The 13,546-nt window shown below is 35.0% G+C and carries 9 protein-coding genes; 7 read left to right on the forward strand and 2 right to left on the reverse strand.

Features of this window, described 5'->3' with window-relative positions:
• The first annotated feature begins 25 nt into the window (after positions 1-25).
• The 4 genes from AC3ITQ_RS20645 to AC3ITQ_RS20660 all read left to right on the forward strand — a co-directional run bounded on the left by AC3ITQ_RS20645 (position 26) and on the right by AC3ITQ_RS20660 (position 7,644).
• Positions 26-946, forward strand: coding sequence for a family 2A encapsulin nanocompartment shell protein (locus AC3ITQ_RS20645; protein WP_489235979.1), 921 nt, complete (start codon positions 26-28; stop codon positions 944-946).
• Positions 930-2,861 (forward strand): family 2A encapsulin nanocompartment cargo protein cysteine desulfurase, encoded by a 1,932-nt coding sequence (locus AC3ITQ_RS20650; RefSeq protein WP_489235980.1) that lies wholly within the window; start codon positions 930-932, stop codon positions 2,859-2,861. Before AC3ITQ_RS20645 ends, AC3ITQ_RS20650 begins: the two co-directional genes overlap by 17 nt.
• Before the next feature lie 392 nt (positions 2,862-3,253).
• The gene (locus AC3ITQ_RS20655) at positions 3,254-6,241 is read left to right on the forward strand and encodes a SusC/RagA family TonB-linked outer membrane protein (RefSeq protein WP_489235981.1); all 2,988 of its coding nucleotides are present in this window, start codon (positions 3,254-3,256) and stop codon (positions 6,239-6,241) included.
• Positions 6,242-6,252: 11 nt separating this feature from the next.
• Entirely contained in the window at positions 6,253-7,644 is a 1,392-nt protein-coding gene (locus AC3ITQ_RS20660) for a RagB/SusD family nutrient uptake outer membrane protein (protein ID WP_489235982.1), read from the forward strand.
• A gap of 121 nt (positions 7,645-7,765) precedes the next feature.
• Here the strand turns inward: AC3ITQ_RS20660 and AC3ITQ_RS20665 are convergent, their stop codons facing one another.
• Together AC3ITQ_RS20665 and rocD are read right to left on the reverse strand one after the other, a co-directional pair.
• On the reverse strand, positions 7,766-8,218 hold the full coding sequence (locus AC3ITQ_RS20665; RefSeq protein ID WP_489235983.1) for a DUF1810 domain-containing protein: 453 nt from the start codon (positions 8,216-8,218) through the stop codon (positions 7,766-7,768).
• 235 nt (positions 8,219-8,453) lie between these two features.
• Positions 8,454-9,707, reverse strand: a complete 1,254-nt coding sequence (rocD, locus tag AC3ITQ_RS20670; protein ID WP_489235984.1) for an ornithine--oxo-acid transaminase — start codon at positions 9,705-9,707, stop codon at positions 8,454-8,456.
• A gap of 216 nt (positions 9,708-9,923) precedes the next feature.
• Here rocD and AC3ITQ_RS20675 point away from each other — a divergent pair, with 216 nt between their 5' ends.
• Genes AC3ITQ_RS20675 through AC3ITQ_RS20685 form a run of 3 tightly spaced genes read left to right on the forward strand, consistent with a single transcriptional unit; the run spans position 9,924 to position 13,469 of the window.
• Positions 9,924-10,376: an Lrp/AsnC family transcriptional regulator gene (locus AC3ITQ_RS20675; RefSeq protein WP_026984584.1), complete on the forward strand. Its 453-nt coding sequence runs from the start codon at positions 9,924-9,926 to the stop codon at positions 10,374-10,376.
• A 25-nt stretch (positions 10,377-10,401) separates the two neighbouring features.
• Positions 10,402-11,265: a cyanophycinase gene (locus tag AC3ITQ_RS20680; RefSeq protein WP_489235985.1), complete on the forward strand. Its 864-nt coding sequence runs from the start codon at positions 10,402-10,404 to the stop codon at positions 11,263-11,265.
• Positions 11,266-11,267: 2 nt separating this feature from the next.
• A complete protein-coding gene (locus AC3ITQ_RS20685) occupies positions 11,268-13,469 on the forward strand; it encodes a penicillin acylase family protein (protein ID WP_489235986.1) in 2,202 nt (733 codons plus the stop codon).
• The last annotated feature ends 77 nt before the right edge of the window (positions 13,470-13,546 follow it).

The raw sequence follows: 13,546 nt of genomic DNA on the forward strand, positions 1-13,546 counted from the left end.
ATTAATTAGTAAAAATCCAAAAAAAATGGCAGAATCTAAACAACAACAGACCGCATTAGGCGATGTTGCAGCAAGGCAGTTAGCAATTGCAACACGTACAGTCCCACAAATCGGAACTATTTCTCCACGCTGGTTAACGCATCTATTGCATTGGACACCTGTAGAATCTGGCGTATTTCGCTTGAATAAAGTTAAAGACGGAAGTCATATAGAAGTAGACTGTTCTGCCCGAGATGAAAGGGTTTTGCCAAATACTTTTGTCGATTATATCGAGAATCCGAGAGAATATAATTTAGCTGCCGTACAAACTATTGTCGAAGTTCACACCCGTGTTTCTGACTTGTACAGCAAGCCATACAATCAGATTACAGAACAGCTGCGATTGGCCATCGAAACCATCAAAGAACGTCAGGAAAGTGAATTAATCAATAATAAAGATTATGGCTTATTAAGCAATGTTGCTCCTTCTCAAATTATAAAAACAAGAACAGGCGCACCAACTCCGGACGATTTAGATGAATTATTGACAAAAGTATGGAAAGAGCCTGGATTCTTTTTATTACATCCGTTAGCGATTGCTGCTTTTGGACGTGAATGTACACGTCGCGGCGTACCACCTCCTACTACCTCTTTATTTGGGTCACAATTTTTGACATGGAGAGGAATTCCACTTATACCTTCTGATAAATTACCTATCAAAAACGGAAAATCTAAAATCATATTACTGAGAACCGGAGAAAGCCGTCAGGGAGTTATCGGATTAATTCAGCCTGGTTTACAAGGAGAACAATCTCCTGGGTTATCTGTTCGTTTTATGGGAATCAATGAAAGAGCGATTGCTTCGTATTTAGTATCTCTTTATTGCTCTTTAGCCGTTTTGGTTGATGACGCAATTGCCGTTTTGGAAGATGTAGAAATAGGAAAGTATCATGAGTATAAATACTAACGAAAACGGATTGCCAAACATTGACGATTTGCAAAATTTAGCCAATGAGTTGTTCCAAACTTTACCCAACGAATTTCCTAAGGAGATTTCGTTGAGTCCGGATAAAGCAGAACATCCTCGTGCAACAAAAATTGCAGAAACACTTTTACATGCTGGCGGAGCCAATATCCTGGCACCATTCCCAACGCAAAGTCCGTTAAATATACAGCCTTCTCCAACTTCTTTTAGTGGTTTTGGAGTTTCTCCATCAATTGCTAATCAAAGTTCGAGTGCTTCTGCATTATATCCTAATGCAGGTGCCGGTTTTGATCCTCAATACGGTATTCCTTCCTCTGGAATTCCTGAAGATAATAGCGTAAATATGAATAATCCGCATACTGGTTTTCAAGATATTAATTTGAAAAACGGAGGTGCACCACAAATTAATGAGGAATCCTTTTTTTCGTCATTGCTTTTGAACAATCAATATTTACCATTTCAGAGTGAAAATTCTTCTTTTGAGGCGGAATTAAAAGTGGCTCTCGAAATGGTTGATACGCAATTCAGAAAACGTGTTGATTTTCCGTCAAGCGGAAGTGAATATGCAAATTCGTATTATTTTTTAGATCAGAATCCATTTGCTTTTGATCAAAAAAACACAAATGCAATTGTTGGAAATACTTTTGGATTAAAAGAATTTGGCGGTATTACAGGGAACAATTTTAATGCAGAATTAATCAAAAAAGATTTCCCAATTCTGCGTGAAACTGTAAATGGAAAACCCTTAGTTTGGTTTGACAATGCTGCAACGACTCAAAAACCGCAAGCTGTAATTGATCGCGTTGCCTATTTCTACGAACATGAAAATTCGAATATTCATCGTGCAGCACATGAATTAGCAGCACGCGCATCTGATGCGTACGAAGCAGCACGTGAAAAGGTAAAAACGTTTTTAAATGCCGGTTCAGTAAATGAAATTGTATTTGTTCGAGGTGCTACAGAAGGAATCAATCTTGTGGCGCAAAGCTGGGGCGATCATAATTTGGTTGCCGGAGATGAAATTATAGTCAGCAATCTGGAACATCATGCGAATATTGTTCCATGGAAAAGACTGGCCGATAAAAAAGGCTTAAAACTGAGAGTAATTCCGGTAGACGATGACGGTCAGATTTTATTGGATGAATATGCAAAACTACTGAATTCAAAAACACGTTTAGTTGCTTTTACTCAGGTTTCGAATGCTCTTGGAACCGTAACTCCAGCCAAAAAAATAGTTGAAATGGCGCATGCTGCCGGAGCAAAAGTTTTAATCGACGGCGCGCAATCTGTTTCGCATATGAAAGTTGATGTTCAGGATTTAAATCCGGATTGGCTTGTTTTTTCCGGACATAAATTGTTTGGTCCAACCGGAATTGGGGCATTATATGGCAAAGAAGAATTATTGAACGAAATGCAGCCCTATCAATCTGGTGGTAATATGATTCAGGATGTGACTTTTGAGGAAATAAAATACCACAAAGCACCTAACCGTTTTGAAGCCGGAACAGGCAACATTGCCGACGCAATAGGTCTTGGCGCCGCTATCGATTATGTAACCAAAATAGGAATCGACACCATAGGTCAATACGAGCATTATTTGTTAGAATACGCTACCCGATTACTAAAGGAAATTCCGGGTGTACGTTTGATAGGAACTGCTAAAGATAAAGCAAGTGTGTTATCCTTTAATTTACAAGGCTATACCAATGATCAGGTTGGGCAAGCCTTAAATAAAGAAGGTATTGCTGTTAGAACAGGACATCATTGTGCACAGCCTATTTTACGCAGAATGGGAGTTGAAACTACAGTTCGTCCCTCATTAGCTTTTTATAACACAACGCAAGATGTAGATATTTTTATAAAAACGTTATGGGAACTCAAAAAAGTTCGACTCTAAATAAAAAATGAGTTATGCTTACTCCATCAACTCAAAAAAATAACTGCCTTTTTTGATATTTTGAGTGTTATAACCAAAAGCGATTGTTTGTTACAGCAATCGCTTTTGGTTATAACACTCAAAAAACAAATTTTCTTCTTTAAAAATAAAAAGTAATAGATATTAATTTTCAAAAAATGTTAAATTACATAAATTTAAATACCATATACACCAATAGCTATTAAATATTAAATAATTTATTGGCATTATTTTTTAAAAAATCCATTTATTCTCTCCCAAAAGTTACAAATATTACAAAAACGCATCTTAATGTTATATTTTACATCGTTGATATTAGTCTTATTAACATATTTTTAAGATATTTGATAAAACTAATCCTAAATATTTGAAAAATGAGAATTAAGTTAAAGCATTTTTTATGGTTCGTATTGATACTATTCGTGCAAATAGCAACCGCGCAGGAAGGATATATTTCCGGTAAGGTCACAGATAAAAAGGGAATTCCGATTCCTGGCGTAAATATTGTTTTGAAAGGTACAAGTGCAAGTACACAAACTGATTTTGATGGGCATTTTAAAATAGCGGCTAAAAAAGGTGATATTTTAACTCTAAGTTATGTAAGTTTTGCCACTATAAATGTAGCAGCTTCAAATGACATGAAAATTGAATTAGTTGAAACTCAAAATGAATTGGAAGCCGTACTTGTTGTGGGTTATGGTACTCAAACTAAACGAAAATCAACAGACAATATCGCTAGAGTAACTGCAAAAGATATTCAACAAGTACCTGTTGCCAACGTACAAAACGCATTAGTGGGTAAACTAGCAGGTGTGCAAATTACGCAAACCAATGGTAAAGTTGATGGAGGAATGGATATTAGAGTTCGTGGTGCAGCAAGTATTAGTGCAGGAACACAGCCTCTATATGTATTAGACGGGATTCCGTTAATCACTTCAGATGAATCAACAAATGGGGCCTCAACAAATCCTTTAATAACACTAAGTCCAAATGAAATCGAATCTATTGATGTGTTAAAAGATGCATCTTCGGCTGCAATTTATGGAGCACGAGGTGCTAATGGGGTTGTAATCATTACTACCAAAAAGGGAAAAGATGGAAAAGGTACTTTTTCACTTAACATGTCTCAGGGTGTTAGTGAAGCTACTCATAAAAAATCATGGCTGAATACCGATCAATATATTGAATTATTCACGGAAGCTTCTATTAATGGAACCGGAGATGCTGCAGAAGCCGAAAGTACATTCGATTTTCTTGCTCAGGGCACTGACTGGAGAAATCGAGAAGTAAATACAGACTGGCAAGATCTTGCTTTTCAGACTGGTCTTGCTACAGATGTTGATTTTTCAGTTTCTGGAGGGGATTCAAAAACAAAATATTTCTTTTCAGGTGCTTATAATAATACAACCGGAATCATTGACAGTAATGAATTAGAAAGAATTACAGCAAGATCAAATATATCTCACAAAATTTCTGACAATTTTACAATGGGAATGAATCTAAGCTTTTCAAGATCTATAATAGATCGTGTTCAAGATGATAATTCATTTACAACACCACTTCAAGCTGTAGCGCAGTCGCCATTGTCACCAGCACGTTTAGAAGATGGAACAGCAAATCCAAACACATTATATGCTAACTATTTATTAGCTGCAGATAATTCATTTTGGAAAACGATGATGAGAAGAATTACAGGCAAAGTTTTTGCCGAATATCAAATAATTCCTTCTTTAAAAATAAATTCTGATTTTGCTTATGATCTTTTAGGGCAAACTGAAGATTATTGGCAGGGAAAAAATGCTCCATTTATGGCAACAGACGGAGAAGCATATGCAACGTCTGTAAATAATGAAACCTACATATGGAGTAACTACCTAACTTATGATGCCGTTTTTGCAGAAAAACACAGCGTAAATGTGGTTGCAGGTATGGAATTTAATAAATACACCCGCAGATATCAATCTGTTACAAGTATCTATTTTCCGGATGATTCTTTTCAAACCATTGATGGAGGTGCAGAAGTTAATGCCGGAGAAGGAAATGAAACAGCTAGTACTTTTGTCTCTCAATTTGGAAGATTAAATTATGCTTATGATAATAAATATCTTTTCAAAGCCAGTATTCGTCGTGATGGTTCTTCTCGTTTTGGAAAAAATGAAAGATATGGGGTTTTCCCTGCGTTCTCTGCAGGATGGATTATTTCTGAAGAAAACTTCTTAAAAGACGACAATGTTTTATCTTTTCTGAAATTAAAAGGAAGCTGGGGAAAAGTTGGAAATGCTGAAATTGGAAACTTTGCGTCGCGTCAATTATATGGGGCAAGACCTTACAATCTAAAATCAGGTCTTTCTTTTGTACAGGCAGGAAATGATGACTTAACCTGGGAAAAATCAACTCAAACAGATGTTGGTATCGAATGGGGTTTATTCAACAAATTAAGCTTTGAAGTAGATTATTACGACAAAAGTACCGACGGATTGCTTTTTGACGTACCAAAACCACTTAGTGGAGGAGGTCCAACAACAATCACTCAAAACATTGGTAAAGTAAAAAGCAGTGGTTTTGAGGTAACAGTAAATACTAAAAACATTGAGAACCAAAATTTAAGATGGACTACCAGCTTTAACATTACAACAAACAAATCTGAGGTATTAGAAATGCCTAATGGTCAAGATATTGTTTCCACATTTACAATCAACAGAGTTGGTGAAAACATTTCATCTTTTTATTTAGTTGAATATGCTGGTGTTGATTCTGCAAACGGAGATGCATTATACTACAAGAACACTATAAATGCTGATGGTTCACTAGACAGAACCACTACTAATGATTACAGCGAAGCAAAAAGAATTATCGCAGGAAATCCGTTCCCAGAATTAATGGCTGGTTTAACTAATACAATCAACTATAAGAATATTGATTTTTCATTTACTTTCCAGGGAGAATGGGGAGCTAGCATTTATAATTCGGCTGGAAAATACCAGTCGGTAGCCGCCGATTACTTTGATAACCAAACTACAGATCAGTTAAACCGCTGGCAAAATCCTGGCGACATCACTAATGTGCCGCAAGCAAGATTGTATGGAAGCAACGGAACTGGCGAATCTACAAGATTCCTTGATAAAACTGATTTTGTTCGTCTAAGAAACTTAACAATTGGTTATACTTTACCAAAAACTACATTAAAAGACGCAGGAATAAGCAGTGTACGTTTTTACGCAACAGGCGTAAATCTATTAACCTTTACCAATTACAATGGTTATGATCCTGAAGCCAGAAGAGATGATACAGGTATCGGAGAAGAATTTTACTCTGCTCCTCCCGCTAGAACAATTGCTTTAGGCGTAAATATTAATTTTTAAAAACGACACAAATGAAACCATATAAATTTATCATATTTATACTGTTTACCGCTTTTTTAACAAGCTGTGAAGATGAATTACAAATCGAACCAAGACAAAATCAAGATTCCGAGGTCACCCTAGGTACTGAAACTGGTATCGTAAATATTTTAAACGGAGCATATGCCATTGCCGCAGATGCAGATGTATTTGGAGGCCGAAGCTTAGTTTCTGCTGATTTAATGGCGCAAACAGGTTTAACCAGCACTACTGATTTTAGATGGAGAGGAAGTTATGGTGAATTCCGACAAATGTATACTAAATCAGTTCTGGTGGATAATGCTTTTGTTCGACAAATCTATGCTCGTAATTACGAAATCATTAATGCCGCTAATACCGTAATTGAAAATATTGACAAGGTAGCAGATGCTGATAAGAGAACCAGAATGATAGCTGAAGCTAACTTTTTGAAAAGTTTAGCTTACTTTGATTTAGTTCGTTTCTTCGGATTGCCATATGAAGCCGGTAAACAAAACACACAGCTTGGAGTTATTATCAGACCTAATGCGATTTATGATTTCAATGCCGATCTTTCTAAAGAAAGAAGTACAGTCGAAGAAGTTTATACTTTGATCATTCAGCAATTGAACGATGCTTATAACGGACTTCCTGAAGAGAACAGCTTTTATCCAGATAAATATGCTGCCAAAGCATTATTAGCCAGAGTCTATTTACAGCAGCAAAATTATGCAGCAGCCAGAGATGCAGCAAATGAAGTAATAGAAAATAGCGGAAGAGCATTATCAACCAGCTATGCAAATGCTTTTAATCATGATGAAAATCAAATTGAAGACATATTCGCCATTCAGATTACAAAACAAACAGGTGAAAACGAAATTGTTGTAATGTATGCCTCTGAAGGAAATGGAGGACGTGGCGGTGATGTCGAAATTAGAAATACTTATATCAATAAATTTACAGATCCCAATGATGATCGAGCAAATTTTAACTATATAAATCCAGATAACGACAGACTACTGACTTCAAAATACACTAACCAATACGGAGATGTAGGGATAATTCGTTTAGCTGAAATGTATTTAATCAGAGCTGAGACTAACTTTAGATTAGGAACTTCTGTTGGAGACACTGCCCTAAATGACATCAATTTAATAAGAACCAGGGCACATGCTGAAAATTTTACAGCTTTAACTCTTGCAACTATTTTAAGAGAACGTGAATTAGAGCTAGCTATGGAAGGTTTTGCAATTCATGACTTAAAAAGAACAAAAGGTTCTATCGATGTAAATGCAGACGGATCAGAATTAATTCCTTATGACGATCCAACTTTAGTTTTCCCAATCCCACTAAGAGAAATGGATGCTAATAAACTAATTACTCAAAACCCAGGTTACGGAAGTTAATCTATAACCTTTTTATAAAACAAAAACCATCAGCCCCCAACTGATGGTTTTTTTATTCGATTTTATAAATGAAGAAAAATTAAAAATTAATATAAAATCTGTAAGTTCTTTTATAATAAAATTACGATGCCATAGCAATTTGTCTGGATGCAGCTGGCATGGACATTGTTAACGGATCTGAATATCCTGAAAAAAAGGTATCTAATATTTCCTGAAAAACAGGATGTGCATTTTCAGTCTGAGAAAAAAGTGTCATAGAAGAACGTAATTTTCTTGCACCCAATTCTCCAAGTATAGCCTCAATAGATTTTGTTTTATAATCTAATAAAAGCTGCGAAATCTCAATCAAATGTTTTGATAAAATGGGATGATTAAGGAACTCTTCTGCTTCTGTAAGACCATTGAGAGCATAATAGTTAGCAATGGTACTTTTTCCTAAACCTTTTATTTGAGGAAAAATAAACCACATCCAGTGCGTTTCTTTTTTTCCTTTTTTAATTTCAGAAAAAGCAGTAAGATAAAGTTTGTTTTGTGCGTCTAAAAAACGTGTAATATCATTATTTGCGTAAGCCATTTTTGAAATTGGATTTAAGTTATAATTGCGTTATTGGTTGTCCGTTTATCTTCTTTCGAGCCTAATAAAAAATATTTTATTAGTAATTTTCTTTTTCCATTTTGAAGACATCCAAAACTACTTCTCCTACTCATTTAAAAATTATATAATTATTTTCACTTGTTACATAATTTTACTGCAATAAAAAAGCTGCAGGAATATCTGCAGCTTATATTTCTTATTTTGGATTCTAAAATTAATCTCTAAAATCATTCAGGGATTTCTCAATAATTTCAAGGCATTCCTGAATTTGAGTTTCTGTCATGACCAATGGCGGCGCCAATCTGATTTTATTTCCGTGAGTCGGTTTCGCTAATAATCCGTTGTCTCTGAATCTTAAACAAATTTCCCAGGCTAAATCAGAATCTTCTCCGCAATTAATTACGATGGCATTCAATAAACCTTTTCCGCGAACCAGTGTGATAAGATTATTTCTTTCAGCAATTTCGTTTAATCCTTTTCTTAAAATGATTCCCAAACGTTCTGCATTTTCAGCCAGTTTTTCCTCTTTAATTACTTCTAAAGCGGCAATAGCAACGGCTGCTGCAACAGGATTTCCTCCAAAAGTAGAACCGTGTTGTCCTGGTTTAATCACGTTCATGATTTCGTTGTTACACAAAACAGCTGAAACCGGATAAACCCCACCAGAAATCGCTTTTCCTAAAATTAAAATATCCGGCTGTACATTTTCATGATGAACGGCTAATAATTTACCGGTACGGGCAATTCCAGTCTGAACTTCATCGGCAATAAACAATACATTATGTTTCTCGCATAAAGCTTTTGCTTTCGCCAAATAACCTTCAGAAGGCACATAAACCCCTGCTTCTCCCTGAATTGGTTCAACTAAGAATCCGGCAATATTTTTTGATGATGCTAAAGCTTTTTCAAGAGCTTCAAGATTATCATATTCAATTTTTATAAATCCATCTGTAAACGGACCAAAGTTTTTACGGGCAGTTTCATCATTAGAAAATGAAATGATAGTAGTTGTTCTTCCATGGAAATTATTTTCACACACAATAATCTGTGCCTGATTTTCGGGAATTCCTTTTACTTCATACGCCCATTTCCTACAAACTTTCAATGCCGTTTCAACTGCTTCAGCACCAGTATTCATTGGCAATACTTTATCAAAACCAAAATACTCCGTTATGTATTCTTCATAATTTCCTAATTGATCATTATAAAAAGCTCGCGAAGTTAAAGTCAGTTTTTGAGCCTGATCAATCATTGCTTTTACAATTTTAGGATGACAATGCCCTTGATTTACTGCAGAGTAAGCTGATAAAAAATCATAATATTTTTTTCCGTCAACATCCCAAACATATACACCTTCACCTCTTTCCAGTACAACCGGAAGCGGATGATAATTATGAGCACCGTATTTATTTTCTTTTTCAATCAAAATTTCTGATTTTGACGAAAGGGTATTTTCAGTATGAATCATGATCTTTCTTTTTTAGAGCTACAAAAGTATTTAAAAATATTAATTTAAGCTATTTAAAATCAATATTTGACTTTAATTTTAACCAAATAAGTCAAAACATATAAATTTTTACTTTAAAAAGTAAAATATGATTTTATCATAAATTCAATTTGAGAACCTTTTATTAAAAAAAATAATTACTTTTATGAATGTTAAAAGTAAACTCAATTTAAAGGAATGGAAACATTAGACGAATTTGATATCAATATAATTAAGGAATTGGAAAAAGACGGAAGAATGGCTTTTTCTGCAATTGCTGCTAATTTGAAAATATCAAACACGATGGTGCATCAGCGTATCAACAGAATGATAGAACAAGGGGTAATTGGCGGTATAAAACCAATTATACAAGAAAAAAAGATTGGATACGATTGGGCTTCTTTTACCGGAATAACATTAAATAAAGATTCGGATTCGGATCGTATTATCGAAGCATTAAAAGATATTCCTGAAATCACAGAATGTTATTATGTAACGGGTTCCTTCACGCTTTATATTAAAATTATTGCAAAGAATCACGAGCATATGCGAAGAATTCTTTACGAAAAAATCGATAGCATTCCAGGCATCGCCAAAACGGATTCGATTATTGAATTGGGCTGTGCTTTTAAACGAAATATCACTTTATAAGAAAATCGATTTAACGCCTTAATCCATGAAAAATAAATTTCCTTTTAAATTTTCGTCGAATCAATTTATTGCATTCCTATTTCTTTTCGCTTTTAATTTTCTTCATGCACAAACACCAAAAGGAAAATTATTTATTATTGGCGGCGGAGATCGTTCTGACGCTTTAATGAAACAAGTTTTGGCTGTAGCCGAATTATCAAAAAAAGATTATATCGTGGTTTTACCAATGTCTAGTGAAGAACCGGATAGTTCGTTTATCTTTTTTAAAAAACAGATGGTAAAACTCACATCAAACCCAATTGTGATGTTGAACTTTAATGCAGCAACAGCTCAAAATAAAGTTCTTACCGATTCGGTTCAAAAAGCAAAACTGATTTTTATAAGTGGAGGTGATCAAAGTCGGTTTATGAAGGTGGTACAAAATACACCAATCAAAACGGCCATTCAAAAAGCATATGAAAACGGAAGTACCATTTCAGGAACAAGCGCCGGCGCAGCTGTAATGTCTGAAAAAATGATTACCGGAAACCAGAAACTGCAAAAAGAGTATTCAGGAACTTTTGATAACATTCGCTATGATAATTTAGAAACTTCAGAAGGTTTGGGATTATTAAAAACGGCAGTTATTGATCAGCATTTTTTAAAGAGAAACCGCTATAATCGTTTGCTTTCTGCTATGGTTGAATTTCCATCTTTAACTGGAATCGGAATTGATGAAGCGACTGCCATCATCGTTCGAAACAATCAAATTGAAGTGGCAGGGGAAAGCGAAGTTATTGTCGTTAAAAATCCGAAGGGAATTATAAAATCTAAAAACAACAACCTTATTTCAATTGAAAAATTAGAAATGAGCATTTATACAGCCGGGCAAAAATTTAATATCAAATAAGCATGTTCAATTATTCCAAAATAATAAAACTTACTTTTTTAATTGGCTGTATCAGTTTGCAGATTTCGGCACAAAAAATCAATTCAAAAGAAATCAACCGATTAGAAAAACTAGCACAGCAAACGACTATAATTCGAGACAATTGGGGCATTCCGCACATTTATGGAAAAACGGATGCTGATGCTGTTTTTGGTTTGCTTTACGCACAATGCGAAGACGATTTCAAGAGAATTGAAATGAATTATATTGAAAAATTGGGACGTCTTTCTGAAATTAAAGGGCAAGCTGTTTTATATAATGATTTAGAGATTAAACTTTTGATTGACATTAACGAAGCCAAAACTGATTATAAAAAAGCACCACCCTGGCTCAAAAAACTATTGAACAGTTATGCCGATGCGATCAACTTTTACCTCTATAAACATCCCGAAGTAAAACCTGCCCTTCTAACGCATTTTGAACCTTGGTTTCCATTGCTTTGGACAGATGGAAGTATTGGCGCTATTAGCACTGCAGATCTTTCTACGGCTGAACTAAAAGCTTTTTATTCCGGAAATAATGATAAAGTGGCTTATGTAGAAAGAGAGAAATATGTTCAGACTGGTTCAAATGGTTTCGCTTTTGCTCCATCAAAAACAGCCGACGGAAATGCTATTTTATACATTAATCCTCATACTACCTTTTACTTCAGACCAGAGGTTCAGATTACCAGCGAAGAAGGCCTGAATGTTTACGGAGCCGTAACCTGGGGACAATTTTTTATCTACCAGGGATTCAATGAAAATTGTGGTTGGATGCATACCTCATCCAATGTTGATGTTGCAGATATGTATGCCGAGAAAATTACCAATAAAAACGGAAAACTATTTTATGAATTCGATAAAAAGCTTTTCCCTGTTATCGAAAAGGAAATCACAATTAATTATACAGAAAACGGAAAATTGATTCCGAAAAAATTCAAAACCTATTTCACTAATAACGGTCCAATTATGGCCAAACGTGACGGGAAATGGATTAGCTTAAAATCGAATAATCGTTCGATGACAAGTTTGATTCAGAGTTGGGTTCGAACAAAATCCAAAAGCTTTGACGATTATAAAAAAGCAATGGATTTAAAAGCGAATACTTCCAACAATACTGTTTATGCTGATAGTAAAGGAAATATTGCGTATTGGCATGGTAATTTTATTCCGATACGAGATAAGAATTTGAATTGGTCAAAGGTTATAGACGGTTCAATTTCGGCAACACAATGGAAAGGTTTACACGAAGTTGATGAAACAGTTCATTTATATAATCCTGTAAACGGCTGGCTTCAGAATTGCAATTCAACCCCCTACTCTGTCGCCGGAGAAAATAGTCCGAAAGAAGAAAATTATGCGCCATATATGGCGCCTGACGGTGAAAATTTCAGAGGAATAAATGCCGTTCGAATTTTCAGCAAAGGTGACAAATATACTCTCGACAAGGTTATTGCTGATGGTTATGATTCGAAACTGTCTATTTTTGAAATTTTGATTCCGAGTCTGGTGAATGTTTTCGAAAAAAATATTAAATCTGATTATCCTGATTATAAGGAACTATCAGAAGCAATTTCGATTTTGAAAAACTGGGATTATTATGCCAGGGAAAATTCAGTAGCCACTACTTTAGCTGTCGAATGGGCTTACAAACTAGATCCGATCATTCAAAAAGCCTATGTTAATGAAGGTGAATTAGACCAGGTTGAAAACACTAAAAAATTTGCTGCAACTGCAGGAACTGATCAACTTATTCCCCAATTACAAACTGTACTAAAAGAATTAAAATTGAAATGGGAAACGTGGCAGATAGCCTGGGGCGAAGTAAATCGCTTTCAGCGTACAAGCGGGGCTATCGATTTAAAGTATGATGATGCAAAACCAAGTTTGCCAATTGGTTTCGGCCCAGGTTCATGGGGAAGTTTACCTTCTTTCAAAAGCAGTTATCAAAACGGCTCTAAAAAACGATATGGCTATAACGGAAACAGTTTTGTTTGTGCTGTTGAATTTGGTCCAAAAATAAAAGCAAAATCATTATTGGCTGGAGGAAACAGCGGAGATGAAAACTCAAAACATTTTATCGATCAGGCTAAGATGTACCGAGAAGGACAATTTAAAGACGTTTTATTCTACAAAGAAGACATTCTAAAAAATGCAGAAAAAACTTATCACCCCGGTGAATAATTAAATTTAAACATATCTGTTAAATAACCTTGGAAGAAATAGCTTTCAAGGTTTTTTTGTAACATAATATTCCTGAT

The organism is Flavobacterium sp. KH_001 (genome assembly GCF_057840745.1).